The organism is Maribacter sp. Hel_I_7, assembly GCF_000688315.1.
Classification (GTDB): Bacteria; Bacteroidota; Bacteroidia; order Flavobacteriales; family Flavobacteriaceae; genus Maribacter; species Maribacter stanieri.
Genome location: NZ_JHZW01000002.1, coordinates 562,933 through 581,333 on the forward strand (window position 1 = coordinate 562,933; position 18,401 = coordinate 581,333).

General features: G+C 34.8%; 17 protein-coding genes and 1 tRNA gene. 6 read left to right on the forward strand and 12 right to left on the reverse strand.

Annotation, left to right across the window (positions count from 1 at the left end):
- Window positions 1-8: 8 nt before the first annotated feature.
- The 5 genes from P178_RS0103995 to P178_RS0104015 all read right to left on the reverse strand — a co-directional run bounded on the left by P178_RS0103995 (window position 9) and on the right by P178_RS0104015 (window position 3,272).
- Window positions 9-440 (reverse strand): hypothetical protein, encoded by a 432-nt coding sequence (locus tag P178_RS0103995; RefSeq protein ID WP_027065006.1) that lies wholly within the window; start codon window positions 438-440, stop codon window positions 9-11.
- A gap of 25 nt (window positions 441-465) precedes the next feature.
- Window positions 466-1,215, reverse strand: coding sequence for a MotA/TolQ/ExbB proton channel family protein (locus P178_RS0104000; protein ID WP_027065007.1), 750 nt, complete (start codon window positions 1,213-1,215; stop codon window positions 466-468).
- 77 nt (window positions 1,216-1,292) lie between these two features.
- Window positions 1,293-1,380, reverse strand: a tRNA-Ser gene (locus P178_RS0104005).
- 71 nt (window positions 1,381-1,451) lie between these two features.
- Window positions 1,452-2,483 (reverse strand): asparaginase, encoded by a 1,032-nt coding sequence (locus P178_RS0104010; RefSeq protein ID WP_027065008.1) that lies wholly within the window; start codon window positions 2,481-2,483, stop codon window positions 1,452-1,454.
- Between the two features lie 21 nt (window positions 2,484-2,504).
- Window positions 2,505-3,272, reverse strand: coding sequence for a TatD family hydrolase (locus tag P178_RS0104015; protein WP_027065009.1), 768 nt, complete (start codon window positions 3,270-3,272; stop codon window positions 2,505-2,507).
- Between the two features lie 37 nt (window positions 3,273-3,309).
- On the opposite strand from P178_RS0104015, the gene P178_RS0104020 reads away from it, so the two are divergent.
- On the forward strand, window positions 3,310-3,759 hold the full coding sequence (locus P178_RS0104020; RefSeq protein ID WP_027065010.1) for a retropepsin-like aspartic protease: 450 nt from the start codon (window positions 3,310-3,312) through the stop codon (window positions 3,757-3,759).
- Window positions 3,760-3,799: 40 nt separating this feature from the next.
- Here the strand turns inward: P178_RS0104020 and odhB are convergent, their stop codons facing one another.
- Together odhB and P178_RS0104030 are read right to left on the reverse strand one after the other, a co-directional pair.
- Window positions 3,800-5,032 carry a 2-oxoglutarate dehydrogenase complex dihydrolipoyllysine-residue succinyltransferase gene (gene odhB / locus P178_RS0104025; RefSeq protein ID WP_027065011.1) on the reverse strand — a complete coding sequence of 411 codons (1,233 nt, stop codon included), beginning with the start codon at window positions 5,030-5,032 and terminating at the stop codon, window positions 3,800-3,802.
- 25 nt (window positions 5,033-5,057) lie between these two features.
- Window positions 5,058-7,853: a 2-oxoglutarate dehydrogenase E1 component gene (locus tag P178_RS0104030; RefSeq protein ID WP_027065012.1), complete on the reverse strand. Its 2,796-nt coding sequence runs from the start codon at window positions 7,851-7,853 to the stop codon at window positions 5,058-5,060.
- Window positions 7,854-7,970: 117 nt separating this feature from the next.
- Between P178_RS0104030 and P178_RS0104035 the strand changes: the two genes are divergently transcribed.
- Both P178_RS0104035 and P178_RS0104040 read left to right on the forward strand, forming a co-directional pair.
- Window positions 7,971-8,486: an alpha-ketoglutarate decarboxylase gene (locus P178_RS0104035; RefSeq protein ID WP_027065013.1), complete on the forward strand. Its 516-nt coding sequence runs from the start codon at window positions 7,971-7,973 to the stop codon at window positions 8,484-8,486.
- A gap of 36 nt (window positions 8,487-8,522) precedes the next feature.
- Window positions 8,523-9,626 carry an acyltransferase family protein gene (locus tag P178_RS0104040; protein ID WP_027065014.1) on the forward strand — a complete coding sequence of 368 codons (1,104 nt, stop codon included), beginning with the start codon at window positions 8,523-8,525 and terminating at the stop codon, window positions 9,624-9,626.
- Window positions 9,627-9,641: 15 nt separating this feature from the next.
- Here the strand turns inward: P178_RS0104040 and P178_RS0104045 are convergent, their stop codons facing one another.
- The 4 genes from P178_RS0104045 to P178_RS0104060 all read right to left on the reverse strand — a co-directional run bounded on the left by P178_RS0104045 (window position 9,642) and on the right by P178_RS0104060 (window position 13,603).
- Window positions 9,642-9,995, reverse strand: coding sequence for a hypothetical protein (locus tag P178_RS0104045; RefSeq protein WP_027065015.1), 354 nt, complete (start codon window positions 9,993-9,995; stop codon window positions 9,642-9,644).
- A gap of 44 nt (window positions 9,996-10,039) precedes the next feature.
- Window positions 10,040-11,311 (reverse strand): metal-dependent hydrolase family protein, encoded by a 1,272-nt coding sequence (locus tag P178_RS0104050; RefSeq protein ID WP_027065016.1) that lies wholly within the window; start codon window positions 11,309-11,311, stop codon window positions 10,040-10,042.
- 76 nt (window positions 11,312-11,387) lie between these two features.
- The gene (gene galE / locus P178_RS0104055; protein ID WP_027065017.1) at window positions 11,388-12,404 is read right to left on the reverse strand and encodes a UDP-glucose 4-epimerase GalE; all 1,017 of its coding nucleotides are present in this window, start codon (window positions 12,402-12,404) and stop codon (window positions 11,388-11,390) included.
- A 44-nt stretch (window positions 12,405-12,448) separates the two neighbouring features.
- A complete protein-coding gene (locus P178_RS0104060; RefSeq protein ID WP_027065018.1) occupies window positions 12,449-13,603 on the reverse strand; it encodes a DegT/DnrJ/EryC1/StrS family aminotransferase in 1,155 nt (384 codons plus the stop codon).
- Between the two features lie 141 nt (window positions 13,604-13,744).
- On the opposite strand from P178_RS0104060, the gene P178_RS0104065 reads away from it, so the two are divergent.
- The 3 genes from P178_RS0104065 to P178_RS23630 all read left to right on the forward strand — a co-directional run bounded on the left by P178_RS0104065 (window position 13,745) and on the right by P178_RS23630 (window position 15,604).
- On the forward strand, window positions 13,745-14,941 hold the full coding sequence (locus P178_RS0104065; protein ID WP_316930007.1) for a 3-deoxy-D-manno-octulosonic acid transferase: 1,197 nt from the start codon (window positions 13,745-13,747) through the stop codon (window positions 14,939-14,941).
- 182 nt (window positions 14,942-15,123) lie between these two features.
- Entirely contained in the window at window positions 15,124-15,255 is a 132-nt protein-coding gene (locus tag P178_RS23625) for a hypothetical protein (protein WP_262493276.1), read from the forward strand.
- A 226-nt stretch (window positions 15,256-15,481) separates the two neighbouring features.
- On the forward strand, window positions 15,482-15,604 hold the full coding sequence (locus P178_RS23630; protein WP_262493277.1) for a hypothetical protein: 123 nt from the start codon (window positions 15,482-15,484) through the stop codon (window positions 15,602-15,604).
- A gap of 428 nt (window positions 15,605-16,032) precedes the next feature.
- On the opposite strand, the gene P178_RS23345 is transcribed toward P178_RS23630, so the two are convergent.
- Entirely contained in the window at window positions 16,033-18,135 is a 2,103-nt protein-coding gene (locus P178_RS23345) for a family 16 glycosylhydrolase (RefSeq protein WP_051638164.1), read from the reverse strand.
- Window positions 18,136-18,401 lie beyond the last annotated feature (266 nt).

Sequence of the window (18,401 nt, forward strand, 5' to 3'; positions counted from 1 at the left end):
TATTTTTATTATTTACTAAACATATTTTTAACAGATGGTATAACTAAAGATAGTATTGCAATTATTGTAAGGATAAAAAATACATTTAATCCCATACCAATATTTTTAACAGTACTCTCATCCGTCATAGCAGCAAACTCAGGATCAACATCCGTTCCGCTAGCTAAAACGTAAGAAACTCCAACTACTAATAAAAAACCACCTACTACGAACAAAGTTTTCTTAAGACCTTGTGGATTGGCAAATAAGTTTTTTAAAGTAAACACTAAACTTACTACAACAGCTATACCTAATAAAAGATAAGTGATAATAAACATTGTGTTCAAAGCTCCACTAGAAGCAGCTTCTGCTGCCGGCATATCTGAACTTGGTAATAAATACCATAGTATAGCACTTAATACACCTATAGCAATTAATGCTATTTTAATAATTTTTTGCATAATTTTTAGGTATTAAAAGTGATACTTATTTTTTGTGATCTACCAACATATCGATTAAAGTAATCGAAGAGTCTTCCATATCATTAACTATACTATCAATTTTAGCGATAATGTAGTTATAGAAAATTTGAAGGATAATAGCCGTAATAAGACCAAATACCGTTGTTAATAATGCAACCTGGATATCACCTGCAATAAGAGATGCACTTAAGTTACCAACAGCTGCAATCTTTTGGAAGGCTGCAATCATACCGATTACCGTACCCATGAAACCAAGCATTGGAGCAATAGCGATAAATAAAGATAACCAAGAAACGTTTTTCTCTAATTGTCCCATTTGAACACCACCATAAGCAACAACAGCTTTTTCAGCAGACTCTATACTCTCACCAGCTCTATCCAAACCTTGATAGTAGATAGAAGCAACAGGTCCTTTTGTATTTCTACAAACCTCTTTAGCAGCTTCAACACCACCAGATGCCAATGCGTCTTCAACTTGTTGTTTCAACTTGGCAGAATTTGTACTAGCCATGTTCAAATAAATAATTCTTTCAATAGCAACTGCCAAACCAAGGATCAAACATAAAAGTACGATACCCATGAAACCGGCACCACCAGTAATGAACATCTCTTTTAATAGTTGAGTAAATCCTCTTTCCGCTTCAGGAGCTCCTTCTTGAACTAGCAAAGCTACTGCTGCTACTTTTGCACTTACAATATTTGTACCTGCTACAAATGCCCCAGCGACTGCTAGGCTTGGGAATAATTTTTTCATTTTTTCAAACTTAAATTAGTTAGTTAATAGGGTTAAAGATAAAAAAAAAACAATATAAAAAAAGTAAAACTTACTTGCAGAGAGGAAGGGATTCGAACCCTCGATACCCTTTTGGGGTATACACACTTTCCAGGCGTGCGCCTTCGACCACTCGGCCACCTCTCTAGGTTACCTTTTTTAAGGGTGGGCAAATAACAAAAAAAATATTAGTTATCGAAATTAAACTGGTGTTAAATTTAAAGCATTTCTCCACGCAAAGAGGTTTCAAAAACGGTTTTGAACAACTCAGGTGAGACATCACTACCTAGTAAATACATTGCCTTAGTAATAGCAGCCTCGGTTGTAATATCCTTACCATTAATCACTTGCATTTTCTTTAATCTAGAGCTTGTTTCATAATGGCCCATCATAACCGCGCCGCCTGAACACTGAGTTACATTAATTATATGGATTCCTTTATTAATTGCGTTATTTAATTTTTTCAAAAACCATTCTTCCATGGGCGCATTTCCTGAACCATACGTCTCCAAAACCAATGCTTTTAAATTTTTTGCCTCCAATATTGCTTCAATAATATTTTCATTAATTCCCGGAAATATTTTCAATATCGCCACATTATCATCCATATTTCTATGAGATTTTAACGTTAATTTCTTTTTTTGAGGCAATAAATATTCGCCAAAAACCGTCAAATGAACTCCAGATTCTATTAAATGAGGATAATTTAATGAAGCAAAAGCCTGAAAATGTTCTGCATTTATCTTTGTTGTTCTATTACCCCTATACAGCTTATATTCAAAATAAAGTCCGACTTCTTGAATAACCGGTTTTCCTTTTTTGTACAAAGCTGCAATTTGAATTGCTGTAATTAGATTTTCTTTTGCATCTGTTCTTAAGTCCCCAATAGGTAATTGAGAACCGGTCAAAATCACAGGTTTCGATAAATTTTCTAACAAAAAACTCAATGCTGATGCCGTATAGCTCATTGTATCACTACCATGCAGCACTACAAATCCATCAAATTCATTATATTTTTCAGTTATGATATCTGAAATAGCAATCCAATGAGTAGGATTCATATTCGATGAATCTATTGGATGGTCAAAGGAAAAACTAGATATAGTGCAGTCTAATTGATTTAGCTCTGGTATGTTTTTCTGCAACTGAGAAAAGTCAAATGCCTTTAAGGCTCCAGAAGTATAATCCTTCATCATACCAATTGTACCACCTGTATATATCAATAAAATATTCCTTTTCTCCGAGCTCAAATCTTCGTCTTTAAATTATAATTATACACCAAAAACTTCTTTAGAGTTTTCTGTTGTTTTTAAAGCAATGTGTTCATTAGTGACACCATGAATATCTGCTAAGCGTTCTAACACATTAACTATATATGCACTTTCATTTCTTTTCCCTCGGTAAGGTGTTGGAGCTAGATAAGGCGAATCTGTTTCCAATACAATATCATCTAAATCTATTTCATTTAAAAAAGTATCGATTTTACCATTCTTAAATGTAACTACTCCACCTATACCCAATTTTAAATTATATGAAATTGCTGTTTTCGCCTGATTTAAAGTACCTGTAAAACAATGAAAAACACCTCTTAAATCTTCACCTTTCTCTTCCTCTAATATTTCAAAAACCTCATCAAAAGCATCACGGCAATGAATAACAATTGGTAATTTTTTCTTTTTAGCTAACTGAATTTGTTGCCTAAAAGCATCCTGTTGTTCTTTTAAGAACTTCTTTTCCCAATACAAATCAATTCCTATTTCCCCTATTGCATAATACGTATGCTTTTCTAACATCTCCTCAATATGCAAAAGTTCACTTTCATAATTTTCTTTCACATGCGTGGGATGCAAACCGGACATTAAAAACATATGACCCGGAAAATCCTTTTCCAAGCTCAACATACGCTCCGTATATGTTGAGTCTATAGCTGGTATAAAAAATCTTTCAACTCCCAAATCAATTGCCTTTTGGACAGTCTCTTTTCTATCTTCATCAAAGGCTTCACTATATAAATGTGTATGCGTATCTGTAATTATCATGCCGCAAAAATAGACTTATCTTTGAAAAAAATGAATTATGAGTACCCTCAAAAAATTTTTGAAGCATAAAGACTACGTACGAATTCCACTTATATTAACTGCTACTGACCATTTTGAAATCAATGCTGAAATAAATTCAGTAAAAGGACGGTTTATTTTAGATACTGGCGCCTCAAATACATGCGTTGGGATGGACAAGATCGATCATTTTAATTTAATATCCGAAGAATCAATTATTAAAGCTGCGGGAGCTGGCGCAACTAATATGGAAACACTTGTCTCCAAAAAAAATAAAATAGAGTTAAATTCTTGGTGTTACAAAAAATTAGAGATTGTATTATTTGATCTAAAACACGTTAACGAAGCATTAACAGCCCATAATGCAGAACCAGTAGATGGAATTATTGGCGCAGATATCCTTAAAAAATCAAAGGCAATTATTGACTATGATAAAAAATGTATATACTTAAAAAAGAAAAAGCGCTGAGAATAACTCAACGCTTTTATTATATCAAATCTTAAGAAAATTACATTTCCAAAGCTTTCTTCACATTATTATCCATTAATAACTCTTCAGGATTTTCTAATGCTTCTTTTATAGCTACCAAAAAGCCAACAGATTCTTTACCGTCAATGATACGGTGATCATAAGAAACTGCTACATACATTATAGGTGCTATAGCAATAGCCCCATCGCGCGCAATTGGTCTTTCAACTATATTATGCATACCTAAAATTGCACTCTGTGGAGGATTAATAATTGGTGTAGATAACATTGAACCAAATACACCACCATTAGTTATTGTAAAAGTACCACCGGTCATTTCATCAACTGTAATTTCACCTTCACGAGCTCTTATCGCCAACCTCTTCACTTCTGCCTCAACACCTCTAAAGGTTAAGTTTTCTGCGTTACGTATAACAGGCACCATTAGTCCTTTTGGACCAGATACAGCAATACTAATATCACAGAAATCATAAGAAACCATCTCTTTACCATCAATCATTGAGTTCACAGCAGGGTACATTTCTAAAGCTCTTACTACAGCTTTTGTAAAAAAGGACATAAAGCCTAACCCTACACCATGCTTGCTCTTAAAGTCTTCTTTATACTTATTTCTAAGTTCAAAAATAGCACTCATATCCACCTCGTTAAAAGTGGTCAACATTGCTGTTTCGTTCTTTGCGGAAACCAATCTTTCAGCAACTTTTCTACGCAACATTGATAATTTGGAACGTGACTCGCCACGGTTACCACCAGTTGGCGACCCCATAGACGGTACTGCACTAACAGCATCTTCTTTAGTAATTCTACCATCACGACCAGAACCTGAGACAGCACTACTATCAATTCCTTTCTCGTCTAAAATTTTCTTTGCAGCAGGTGAAGGTACACCAGATGCATATGTTTCTTTCGCCTTAGCAGGCTGAGGAGCCTTTTCGGCAACAACTTCTTTTTTAGCGCTTACTTCCTTTTCGTCTTTAGTTGCGCTAGGTGCCCCTGTAGAACCTTCTGGTTTAGCGGCACTAGTATCAATTAAACAAACGATTGCACCTACAGCAACAGCATCACCTTCTTCCGCTTTAAGTGTAATTATTCCACTAGCTTCTGCTGGTAATTCTAAAGTAGCCTTATCTGAATCTACTTCTGCAATTGCTTGATCTTTTTCTACATAATCCCCATCTTCAACTAACCATTCCGCTATTTCCACCTCTGTGATAGACTCTCCCGGAGATGGGACCTTCATTTCTAGAATCATTCTTTCTATAATTTGATATGTTATTTTATTTTTTAGGTTTGGACATATTGTCCTTTGTTTTGTCAAATACGTAATCTATAACTTGCTGATGACGCGCCTTAGATCTAACCGAACTACCAGCCGCAGGAGCTGCATAAAAACGTCTTGATGCTACCCTGAATTTTTGGGCTTCACTAAAATGCATTAATAAATGACTCCATGCTCCCATATTTCTAGGCTCTTCTTGTGCCCAAACAATGTCACCTGCATTTTTATATTTAGCTATAGCTTCTTTCATAGCTTTTTCTGGTAATGGAAATAACTGCTCCACTCTAACTAAAGCTACATCGTCACGTTTATTCTCTTCTTTTACAGCTAAAAGATCATAATAGAATTTACCTGTACAGAAAACTAAACTTTTTATTTTTTTAGCATCAGCAGAATCATCGTCTATTACTTCCTTGAAACCACCATTAGTTAAATCTGCAATTTTAGATACAGCTTTTGGATGTCTCAATAAACTTTTAGGAGTAAATATAATTAACGGCTTTCTAAAATTAGCCTTCATTTGTCTACGAAGAATATGAAACATTTGTGCAGGTGTGGTCACATCGGCTATATACATATTATCTTTTGCACACATTTGTAAGTAACGCTCCATTCTTGCAGAAGAGTGCTCGGCACCTTGACCTTCATAACCATGCGGCAACAACATTACCAAACCATTTTGAAGTTTCCATTTATCTTCCGCTGCAGAAATATATTGGTCAATCATAATTTGCGCTCCATTGCTGAAATCACCAAATTGTGCTTCCCAAATTGTTAGCGTATTAGGGCTAGCCATAGCGTAACCATAATCAAAACCAACAACACCATATTCTGATAAAAGTGAATTATAAATTTGAAATTTAGCTTGTTTTTCAGATAACTGATTTAACAAAATAAGCTCTTCTTCACTTTCTTCTACTTTCATAACCGCATGACGGTGAGAAAAAGTACCACGCTCTACATCTTGTCCAGACATACGAACCGCAAAACCTTCTTCTAACAACGTACCATAAGCCAAAAGCTCTCCCATTGCCCAGTCAAGATTATCCGCTTCAAAATACATGTTGTAGCGGTCTTTTACCAGTTTCTCAACCTTACGCAAGAACTTTTTACCCTTTGGTAAAGCTGTAATTACTTCAGCGATTTTATTCAGTTTCGTTTTAGAGAATGTGGTATCTACAGCTTCCATCATTTCCCATTCACGAACATTTTCAAAACCTTTCCATTCATCTGCCATGAACGGTGTAATTATGGTTTTATCTTCTTTACGTGAGTCTTCTAATTTCTCCTCTAAAGAATCCTTGTATTGTTTTTCTAATTGAGCTACATATGTATCATCAATTACACCCTCTTCTATAAGCCTTTCAGCATAAATATCTCTAGGATTTTTATGTTTTGCAATCGCTTTATATAATTTTGGCTGTGTAAATCTTGGTTCATCACCTTCGTTATGACCATATTTTCTATAACCCAACAAATCTATAAATACATCACTAGCAAATCGCATTCTGTACTCTAAAGCAAAAAGTGAGGCATGTACCACAGCTTCGGCATCATCAGCATTAACATGTAAAACAGGGCACAATGTTACCTTAGCAACATCGGTACAATAGGTAGATGTTCTTGCATCTAAATAGTTTGTCGTAAAACCAATTTGGTTATTTACCACTATATGTATAGTACCACCAGTCTTATAGCCATCTAACCCGGCCATTTGAACTAACTCATATATAAGTCCTTGACCAGCAATAGCAGCATCACCATGCACTACAATAGGTAGCACTTTTGAAAAATCATCACCATAATGAGCATCTTGCTTTGCTCTAGCTATACCCTCAACCACTGCACCAACAGTCTCTAAATGAGAAGGGTTGGGTGCAATATTCATCTTTATTTTATTTCCGTTATCTGATTTTCTATCGGATGTCCAACCCAAGTGATATTTAACGTCACCGTCAAAAATCTCTTGTTCATAATCCTTACCATCAAACTCGCTAAAAATATCTTTTGCAGACTTACCAAAGATATTGGTCAGTACATTTAACCTACCACGGTGTGCCATACCCATAACAAATTGCTGTACGCCCATTTCCGCTGCGCGTTCAACAATTACATCTAAAGCAGGTATCAACGATTCATTACCTTCAAGAGAGAATCTCTTTTGACCTACATATTTAGTATGCAGAAAAGATTCAAATGAAATCGCATGATTTAACTTCTTGAGAATATGTTTTTTACGATCAGATTCAAAATTAGGATGATTATCATTAACATTTATCCAATCTTGTATCCATTTTACACGCTCTGGCTTTCGAATAAACATATATTCAACACCAATAGCATCACAATAGATACTGCGCAAATGTCTAACAATCTCTTTTAAGGAATTTGGACCTATACCAATTATGTCACCAGCATTAAACACCGTTTCTAAATCAGAAGATGTTAATCCGAAATTTTCAATTTCTAATGTAGGCTCATAATGTCTTCGCTCACGTACCGGATTTGTTTTCGTAAATAAGTGCCCCCTACTTCTGTAACCGTCAATTAATCGAATTACCTGAAACTCCTTCTGTAGAGATTCTGGCATTTCACTTTTATTGCCGTTTACTAATACTGTAGTTCGATTCTCATCAATCTCAAGTTCTTCTAACGAACTTTCCATCCCAAAGTCGAATCCTTGAAAAAAGGCTCTCCAACTTGGCTCTACACTATCCGGGTTTACTAAATACTTATCGTATAACTCTGAAAAAAAAGAGGTATGAGCGGTATTCAAAAAGGAATATTTATCCATGAATTACTTTCTGTATCTTTAGAATAAATTTCTAACAAAAATACAACATTTACAATATCTAACGATAGAATGCCATGTATTATTGAAAAAAATGAAACTTTAAAACAAAATCACCATATGTGCTTAAAAAAATTAATTTTCACAGGGCTAGTACTATGTAATGTCACTTTATTACTAGCTCAATCATCCAATAATGGTGTTGATTTTTGGAATAACGTAAGATTTGGTGGAAGTATTGGATTGGGATTCACAAATAATGGGTTCAATGGGTCTATTTCTCCGAGCGCCATCTATCAATTTAATGAGCAATTTGCTACAGGAGCTAGTTTGAGTTTTAATTATGCAAAGTTTGACGAAGATAAATTCTTAGCATATGGAGGCAGTATACTTTCACTCTACAATCCTATCCCTCAAATTCAAATGTCTGCAGAATTCGAACAATTACGTATAAACAGAACCATCGCCACCCAAACTATTGATATAGAGGATAATTATTGGTTACCTGCATTTTTTGTTGGTGCAGGTTATAGCACCAGAAATGTAACTGTTGGTCTACGATACGATTTACTTTATGATGACAACAAAAGCATTTATGGAAATGCGCTTATGCCATTTGTACGTGTATACTTTTAAAATTCATTACCTTTCATATAGACCAAACCAACCAACATGAATAAATTAAAAAATAGATATCTATCATTAGATGTCTTTAGAGGCATGGATGTTGCTCTCATGATAATTGTAAATTCACCAGGCAATGGCGACACCAGTTTTGGAATTTTAAATCATGCCGTTTGGAACGGATTTACGCTCACCGATTTAGTATTCCCTACATTTTTGTTTGTAGTTGGTAATGCCATGAGTTTTAGTATGAAGAAGTACGAAGCCATGGGAAGCGGTGCTTTCTTAAAAAAAATATTTAAACGTTTCTCTATTATTTTCTTATTAGGCTTCTTGATGTATTGGTTTCCTTTCTTTGAAGATGGTGGTCTAAAACCTATTGCAGAAACTAGAATTTTTGGCGTATTACAACGCATCGCCCTTTGTTATTTATTAGCTTCTATTCTTCTTCATTATTTCAAAACACGAAGTGTTTTAATTTTCAGTGCATTGGCATTAGTTGGCTATCATATAATATTACTTGCATTTGGAGACTTAACCTTAACCGAGAATGCAGTTTTAAAACTTGACAAATTACTTATTGGCGCTGACCACATGTACCATGGCAATGGAGGTATTGCTTTTGACCCAGAAGGCCTACTAAGCACTTTACCTGCCATTGTAAATGTTATTGCTGGTTATTTTACTGGTAAATTCATTCAGAAAAACGGGCAAAATTTTGAAACAATTGCCAAACTTATAATGATTGCCGGACTTTTAATTATTGCAGGATTTGCTTGGGATTTAACGCTACCTTTTAATAAAAAACTTTGGACTAGCTCGTTTGTATTACTTACAAGTGGAATTGACATATTTGTAATTGCCATTTTGATTTATTTATTAGATATGTCTAAACCTGGAAAATGGACGTACTTTTTTGAAGTGTTTGGCAGAAACACTTTATTCATTTATTTATTATCTGAACTATTCATTATTAGTCTAGCTAAAATTTCAATGAAAGGAACCACTTTATATAATTGGATTGCAAACAATGTTTTTATTGCCGTGGCAGGTGATTATGTTGGATCGTTACTATTTGCCTTATGGATTATGCTAACCTGCTGGTTTGTTGGCTACATAATGGATAAAAAAGGGTTTTACGTGAAAGTGTAATTATAAAATTCAGCATTACTTATATTTATTTCGATACCATACCTTTTTATATTCTCTTTTAAGAATTAAGAAAGTAACCTGGCCAGAGACATCTACGGTATCTGTAACCTCTATATTTTCGAATTCTTTTTCAGGAATATCAATGATATACATAAGATTAAGGTATTCTGCAAAATGCTCCATCATTAAGTAGTATACTTTCTCTTTAATAAGTACTATTAACTGGGTTGCGTTTAGTTCATTAGATATTCCCAAAGGGATATTGGCAAGGACAAAATCCTTTTCTATTTGGAGCATCAATTTATCAAAAAGTAAATCATCTAATGCCACTTGCATTAATTGCTCACTAGTATCAACATTTAAATTCATGCACCAATTCTAACTATTAAACAAAAAAGTAATTATCAACTTAGCTATTGCTTGTAAACAACCCCTTCTTTCATTACAAAAATTACATCTGTAAGTGTTTCTACATTGTTTAGAGGATTCTCATTTACAGCTACAATATCAGCTATATAACCTTCTTTAATTTGACCTAGCTCATTTTCGCCTAAAAGCATTGCATTGGTAATAGTTGCCGAACGTAACGTTTCAATTATTGGCATACCGGCTTTATGCATGTAAACGAACTCTTTTGCGTTATCTCCATGAGGCGATACACCTGAATCTGTACCGAAAGCCATACTTACACCTTTTTTATAAGCCTTGGCAAAAGTTGCATTCAATTTTGGTCCAATTTCCAATGCCTTTTTAGCAACTACGGGTGGTAAATAATTAGGAATTTTTGCCAATCTCGCCGCTTCTTGACCTGCAGATATTGTTGGCACCATATAGGTATTGTGTTTTATCATTAAGTCCATAGTTTCCTCAGACATCAATGTTCCATGCTCTATTGTTTTAATTCCACCTAAAATGGCTCTTTGCATACCTTCGTCGCCATGTGCGTGTGCGGCAGTAAGCATACCGTAATCATTAGCAGTTTCTGTAATCGCCTTTATTTCCTCAATAGTAAACTGAGGGTTTTGACCACTTTTTGCAACACTTAATACTCCACCAGTAGCAGTTATTTTAATAACATCTGCACCTTCTTTGTAACGTTGACGAACAGCTTTTCTACCATCTTCAGGAGAATTAACAACACCTTCTTTTGGACCTGGATCACCCATTAACTCATTACTTCTTCCATTAGTTGGATCGGCATGACCACCAGTAGAAGCAAGAGCTTTACCTGCGGTAAAAATGCGAGGACCTACAATTGTACCTTTGTTAATGGCATTCTTAAGTGCAATATTAACTCCTGACCCACCTAAATCACGTACCGTGGTAAAACCAGCCATTAATGTTCTTTCTGCGTAAATAGTAGATTGAAATGCTACATCAGCTTCGTTTTTGGTGAAAGCTTCTAAATATCTAGATGGGCTAGACTCACTTTCAATATGAACATGCATATCTATAAATCCAGGTAAGACTGTCTTAGATTTTAAATCTACCACTTCATCAGCGGCACTACCAACCACATAACCATTCTTAATTTCCTTTATTTTATTTCCTGAAATGACGATGGTCTTCTCAGACAATATTTTACCTGATTCAACATCCACAATTTTACCGCATTGAAGGTAGGTGTCTTGGGCAGATGTTATTGTGAAAATTAGTAAGAATAAAACTAGCAAAGAATTTTTCATAAGAGGTGGTCTTTAAATTAAATAAGGGGAAATATAGCTATATTTCCCCTTATTAATATTGTTAAACCGTAAAAAATCAGTCACGTATTTTCTGCTCCCAGATCCATGCATAATTCATAGCTTCTTCTAATGTATACTCCGCTTTCCAGCCCAATACCTTGTTTGCTTTTGTAGTATCTGCATAAGCTGACGTAATATCCCCAGGTCTTCTATCTACAATTTTATAATTCAATTTTCTACCAGAAACTTTCTCAAAACTTTGTATTGCTTCCAAAACAGAACTTCCAGTTCCCGTACCTACATTGAAAACCTCATAGTTAGCTTCATTTTTACCGTTCAATAAACGTTCTAAAGCAACAACATGGGCTTTTGCTAGATCCACAACATAAATATAGTCTCTAATACATGTACCATCTGGCGTAGGATAGTCATCCCCAAATACAGATAACTCTTGTCTAAGTCCAATACCCGTTTGTGTAATGAATGGAACCAAATTCTGCGGAACACCTTTTGGCAACTCCCCTATTTGTCCACTAGGATGAGCTCCCATTGGGTTGAAATAGCGCAATGCTATAGCATTTAAACTAGGTGTAACTTTACAGGTATCTGAGATAATCTCTTCGCCCATTTGCTTGGTATTACCATATGGAGATTCGGCAACCTTTACAGGCGCATCTTCTGTAATTGGCATTTTATCTGCCTGACCATATACTGTACAAGAAGAACTAAAGATAAAACTCGCTTTATTTTTATTACAAAGTTCTTTCAAAATATATACTAAAGTACCAATGTTATTTTCATAGTACAATAATGGTTTCTCTACACTTTCACCCACAGCTTTTGAAGCAGCAAAGTGAATAACACCTTCAACGTCTTGGTGCCTTTGAAAAAAGTCCTCAACCTTATGTTTTTCTTTTAAATCTAGCTTCTCATAAAGTGGCTTCTTTCCGGTAATCGCTTGTATACCATCAAGTACATTTTCATCAGAATTTGAACAATCATCTATAATGACAACATCAAAACCTTTGTTTTGAAGCTCCACTACGGTGTGCGACCCTATAAATCCTAATCCACCAGTTACTAATACTTTCATTTACTATATTTTTTGAAGATTATCAAAGTTAAAAAACGTTACAACTATTCATTAACAAAACCGATAATCAACTGAGTAATGTAGTTAATCTGTTCTTCATCAAGTTCGGTATGCATCGGTAAAGAAATAACCTCTTTCACTAACTGATTAGTTATCGGAAAATCTTCTTCGTTATATCTTTCATCTAGGTAAGCTTTTTGCTTGTGTAGCGGAATTGGATAGTATACGCCAAATGGAACTTCATTTTTAGCTAAAAATTGCCCTAATTCATCTCTTTTTCCATTTGTAATTCTTAAAGTATACTGATGAAAAACATGGCAATCACAAACATCACAAATACCTTCACAATTATTTACAGTAACCGGAGTAATAATATGTTCTTGTCCCTCAAATGCTTTTGAGTAGGCACGTGCAGCATTTCTTCTAGCCTCACAATAACCATCTAATTTTGGCAGTTTAGCTCGTAGCACCGCTGCTTGTATAGAGTCTAGTCTTGAGTTTACTCCTACCACATCATGATGGTAGCGTTCATACATACCATGATTTACAATACCACGTAATGTATGCGCCAGTTCATCATCATTTGTAAAAATTGCACCACCGTCGCCATAACAACCTAAATTTTTAGAAGGAAAAAATGATGTAGCACCAACATGCCCCATACTACCTGCCATATGCTTTGTACCGTCTTTTGAAAGATATTTAGCGCCAATTGCTTGTGCATTATCCTCAATTACAAACAAATCATGCTTTTTAGCCAAATCAAGTATAGCATCCATATTAGCACATTGGCCAAAAAGATGTACAGGCACTATTGCCTTCGTTTTTGGCGTTATTGCTTTTTCTATGGCTTCTATATCAATATTGAAAGTGTCTGGATATACATCTACTAGAACAGGGGTTAATTGTAACAATGCAATTACCTCAACAGTAGCGGCAAAAGTAAAATCTGCTGTAATAACCTCGTCACCAGGTTTAAGACCTAGCCCCATCATAGCTATCTGAAGGGCATCAGTACCATTTGCACACGGAATTACATGTTTAACCTGAAGATATTCCTCTAATTCCTTTTGAAATGCATGAACCTCTGGACCATTTATAAATGCCGAAGTTTCTAATATTTGAGTAATAGAAGTATTTACCTGATCTTTTATTTCTTGGTATTGACCGCCAAGGTCTACCATTTGTATCTTTTTCATCTCTTGAAATTACGTGAAGTGATACAAAAATACGAAACAGGCGACACTAATTTTATGGAAAGAAACGTAATTTAGCCCAAAAGCATCAGTTTGTACTTTCTTTATAATCTTATTGTCATTAGTGCGTCTGCAATTCTAAAGGTGCTGGCATTGGTAAACCCTAAACTTTCATTGTTTGTAAATGGAAGAAAAGAAACATTCAATCTTATTAAAGATACCATTTCAAAAACCGATAAGGTTATATGGATACATGCAGCGTCTTTAGGTGAATATGAGCAAGGACTACCGGTTATGGAAAAACTGAAACTTCTATACCCAAATCATAAATTCTTACTTACTTTCTTTTCCCCATCAGGATATGAAGTGAAAAAAAATAGTAAAGTTGCTGATGTCATTTGTTATTTACCTCTGGACACTAAAAAAAATGTCCACAAATTTCTAGAAGCGGCACACCCTGATTTAGCAATATTTATTAAATATGAAATTTGGCCAAATTATTTAGCTGCATTAAACAGCGTAAATACACCAACATTTTTAATTTCTGCCCTTTTTAAAAACAACCAAAATTTCTTTAAATGGTATGGAAGTTTTATGAGAAAAGCATTAACCAATTTCTCACATTTCTTTGTTCAAAATGAAAAGTCCAAAGAGTTATTAAATTCAATTGATTTCAAAAATGTAACTGTAGCAGGAGATACCCGATTTGATAGGGTCACTGAAATTTTAGACCGCAATAATTCACTGGAATTTATGGTGCATTTCAAACAAAATCAATTTTGTTTTGTATTAGGAAGCACATGGCCAGAAGATGAGAAGTTGATAGTAGAATATATAAATAACACTTCGCTACCCATCAAATTTGTTATTGCACCACATACTATAAAAAACAAACATATTGAGGAAATAATTGAAGCTATAAAAAAACCTGTGGCTCGTTTTTCCGAATTAGAAAACATTGCGATTGAAGACTATGAAGTCCTTATAATTGACACTATTGGAATATTAACCAAAATCTACAGCTATGCCGATCTAGCATATGTTGGTGGTGGTTTTGTTACTGGTTTACACAATACCTTAGAACCTGCTATTTTTGGCATACCCGTAATTATAGGCCCAAATTTCAATGGTTTCGCAGAGGCGGAAGAATTAGTTCAACTGGGCGGTGTAAATTCTATAAAAGATTCAAGTCAATTTAATAATCTTGTAAATACTTATTCTAAAAATAATGAGTATCGGTTGAAAATAGGACAAATCAATGCCAATTACATTCAAGAAAAAGCTGGAGCTACAAAAAGAATCGTAGATGAATTAAAGTCAGTTTTTCCTATAAAAAATTGATGATTCTTCAATTATCTTAGCGCTATTATTTTATAATCTAAAATATTAATTTGAGCTCTCGAAGCCTCTCATTTCATACTTTGCACTGATAATATGATACGTTAATCGATTTTACAGTCCTATTCCACAGTACTTTAAGGCAGATATACCTATATTGAGTACAGAACAATAGAACTATGATTATGGAACAAGAACTAACTTCAGGGGTTAAAATACTCAACGGATTTCTTAAATTAATGATTACATGCTTAGTCATTATACTTTTAGCAGTGCCATTAGCAGGAATAGCAGATTGGTTGGGAATAATTAAATAGGTATATCATAACTAAACTTACAAGTTGGTAGTTTGCTTTTGAACAATCCAAACAAACTACATATCGATTAAATGTAATTTTAATAGATGAAATGCGCTTTTTCACAATCCCATACCACAAAAAAGTAAGGTTTTACATCGATTTTGTAAGTTTTTACCACTTTAAGTACATAAATGTTGCTTAATTCAACTAACTTTAGTAGTGTAACTTTAAAGTAGGTAATGTTATGAACAATTTATCATTTAAAACAGGGGTAGAAACTTATCTATCCATCCTCATTATTGCAATGAATGCTTTTTTAGCAGTTGTTGCAGTAGGAGCCTTTTTAGCCCTAATCGGGATTGTCTAACCCTTTAAAACCATACCCTATTGTTAAAAAAATACTTTAACAAAAAGCCCCTTTAAAAAGGGGCTTTTTTATTTTAAAAAAATAAAGTAATCTATAATTACTTCGTCAATCTTGATTTTGACTTTCTTCTTCTTTTCCATATATCCAGCACATCAAGTGAGAACGGCATTGTTTGCCATATGGTAGGGTAAACCTTATTATTTTTCATTCTTTAAATTATTTGCAATTTTATTATGCAAAGGTTATATAATGTATAACCATACAAAACATGGATATTATCAAGTTTCTATGCTGGATTAACTTGAAAACTCTTTTACCGCACTTTTAAATCAAATTCAACAAATCGTTTTACTAATAGCATTATAAATCACAAGCAAAAAAAGCCGTCAAAAATGAATTTGACGGCTTCCCCTTTTATTAAATTAATTCTATTGGTAAACCCTTACATAATCAACCTCCATAGTATCTTGAGTAAATTCAGCATCAATAGCTCCACCTAGTGTGCCACCCATTGCAATATTCATAATTAGAAAGAAATCACTATTAAAAGGTGTAGTTGCACTATTGACTAAACTATTATGGACAAGCTCCCCATCAACTACGAACTTAATACTATCTGGAGTCCATTCAACCGTATAGTTATGAAATTCTGACGTTGCGGTTTCTACAGGAGTACTACCTACAACTGCATTACCACCAAAATTACCAGGATAATGTAACGCACTACTAATAGTATTGCTGTTGTTACCTACATGCTCCATAATATCTATTTCACCCGTTGCAGGCCATCCTACTTCATCAAAATTGGCACCTAATGCCCAAAGAGCAGGCCAAGTACCCCCAGCTGAAGGAAGTTTTGCTCTAATCTCTACTCTACCATATGTGAATTCAAATAAATTTTCAGATTTAATTCTAGCAGAAGTATAAGCTGCATCACCCGAAGGACTTACTCCGAAATCAAAGAACAACACTACTCTATCATAATTAAATGCAGGAGCCGAGCTAAGATCAAAGGTTAGCGTTTCCCAAGACTCAGCAACAGTTGTATTGGCATCTACTTCAAAAAACTCATCTGCATTTGCCTGATTTTCAATTTTCAAGCGAACCACCGCACCTATTACAGGTGACCAAGTCTTAATCTCCATACTAGAATATGTTGCTAAATCTAATGGCGAAGTAATATCAAAGAAAGATCCGCCCCAAACCTCAGCTCCACTATTTTTGGTAGATTCTCCGACTGTACTTGAGGTATTTAAACCAGATGCATCTGGATTATCGATAACTGCAGTTGAAACACCTCCAAAATCTGTAAATGCCGGTGCATCACCTTCAAAATCTTCTACACTAGCCGTTTCGCCGCCAGATGCTACCAAGGTCACATCATCGTAATAATGAACTGCTCCACCCACAGCACCTGAACTACGTGCCGTAATCTTAAGAACGCCATCTTCCACAATTACATTATCCGAGCTATCTGTATATTCTTGAGCTTCACCGTTACCCCAGCCACCTGATCCAAGGTCATACGTCCAATTTGCAGGATTAGGTGCACCATCTACATCAAATTCATCAGACCATACCAAATTAGTATAAATGGTCTCCAAACTTTCTTCACCACCGTCAACCGCGGCAGCAGATGTAAATTTATGATACCAAGCTAAATCCGCATTCTCCGTATCATATGTTCTAACATATAATTGTGTATCACTAATAAAAAGTATTTCATAGGTAGATGACCCTACGTAATACCCCATAAATCCTCCATCAGAAAAATTCAATTGAATACCAGTAGTTTGATCCTCAGGTACATTTCCAGTTACTTGTGAAAGAGCTACCGCCTTAGCCCCAGAAGTATCGAACTCGTAACAAAAATCAATAACTTCTGCACCACCTACGACTGCCTTGTGACCAACATTAAAATATGTTTGCCCCTTATTGTCCAAAGTATAGGACATAGTACCGTTCTCTTCAACAGAAAAAGTAAGTTCATCATCACAAAGACAATCAGAATCTTCAGAGCCACATTTCTCAAATGCTGAAGCAGAATACCATTTTGGATACCACCAATCACCATCAATACCTTCTCTAGCCGGACCAAGTCCTAAATGCCCAGGTTGTGAAGCTGCTAAAAACCAAGTTTTTGAAGAATCGTTAGTTAGAAAAGAAACCGTTTCTGGGTCGGTAAATGAAAGTGTTACTGAGACATCAAAGGTCTCTGAGGTAGTTTGAGCACTTCCAGAGCCTGCAGTAACTTTTACGGTATAGGTATTATCACCTACCATTTCGTACTTTTTACTTATACTTCCTGTCTTTGACAAACCTTTGGTTCCATCACCAAAATCAAAATGATAAAACCGGGCATCATCGGCAGATGCATTAAAGGTGACTTCTCCTGAACCGTCACCACTTACGACTGTTGTTACAGAAAGATTTGTTGGTGCTGTTGGCGTAGGCGGAATGTCCACATCGTCATTATCACAGCTCATAAAAACCGTAAACATTGCTAAAATTAAATACATAATTTTTTTCATAATCTTGTTAATTTAAAGTTTGAGTTAATTATTTCTCTACTTAATAAAACACATGAAACATAAAATTTTATGATTCCATTTCATCAAGTTCGTGCTATTGCAATATAATTTAGCCGATTACCAATTCCGAAATAATAACCCATACAAAAAACATACAATTCAAAAATTATATCTAAATAATAATAAATCGTCAATAATAGCAGGTATTTATATCAATTAATCAAAATTGATTTAAACCCGACTTTGCTTTAACCTAGAGAGAATGT

What these genes read in the sequence shown, in the direction of transcription:
- P178_RS0104040 (WP_027065014.1), top strand. Translation starts at nt 8,523, where the DNA reads ATGAATAAATTAAAAAATAGATATCTATCATTAGATGTCTTTAGAGGC.
- P178_RS0104030 (WP_027065012.1), bottom strand. Translation starts at nt 7,853, where the DNA reads ATGGATAAATATTCCTTTTTGAATACCGCTCATACCTCTTTTTTTTCA.
- P178_RS0104050 (WP_027065016.1), bottom strand. Translation starts at nt 11,311, where the DNA reads ATGAAAAATTCTTTGCTAGTTTTATTCTTACTAATTTTCACAATAACA.
- P178_RS0103995 (WP_027065006.1), bottom strand. Translation starts at nt 440, where the DNA reads ATGCAAAAAATTATTAAAATAGCATTAATTGCTATAGGTGTATTAAGT.
- P178_RS0104060 (WP_027065018.1), bottom strand. Translation starts at nt 13,603, where the DNA reads ATGAAAAAGATACAAATGGTAGACCTTGGCGGTCAATACCAAGAAATA.
- P178_RS0104020 (WP_027065010.1), top strand. Translation starts at nt 3,310, where the DNA reads ATGAGTACCCTCAAAAAATTTTTGAAGCATAAAGACTACGTACGAATT.
- P178_RS0104045 (WP_027065015.1), bottom strand. Translation starts at nt 9,995, where the DNA reads ATGAATTTAAATGTTGATACTAGTGAGCAATTAATGCAAGTGGCATTA.
- P178_RS23630 (WP_262493277.1), top strand. Translation starts at nt 15,482, where the DNA reads ATGAACAATTTATCATTTAAAACAGGGGTAGAAACTTATCTATCCATC.
- P178_RS0104000 (WP_027065007.1), bottom strand. Translation starts at nt 1,215, where the DNA reads ATGAAAAAATTATTCCCAAGCCTAGCAGTCGCTGGGGCATTTGTAGCA.
- P178_RS23345 (WP_051638164.1), bottom strand. Translation starts at nt 18,135, where the DNA reads ATGAAAAAAATTATGTATTTAATTTTAGCAATGTTTACGGTTTTTATG.
- P178_RS0104035 (WP_027065013.1), top strand. Translation starts at nt 7,971, where the DNA reads ATGTGCTTAAAAAAATTAATTTTCACAGGGCTAGTACTATGTAATGTC.
- P178_RS0104015 (WP_027065009.1), bottom strand. Translation starts at nt 3,272, where the DNA reads ATGATAATTACAGATACGCATACACATTTATATAGTGAAGCCTTTGAT.
- odhB (WP_027065011.1), bottom strand. Translation starts at nt 5,032, where the DNA reads ATGATTCTAGAAATGAAGGTCCCATCTCCGGGAGAGTCTATCACAGAG.
- P178_RS23625 (WP_262493276.1), top strand. Translation starts at nt 15,124, where the DNA reads ATGGAACAAGAACTAACTTCAGGGGTTAAAATACTCAACGGATTTCTT.
- galE (WP_027065017.1), bottom strand. Translation starts at nt 12,404, where the DNA reads ATGAAAGTATTAGTAACTGGTGGATTAGGATTTATAGGGTCGCACACC.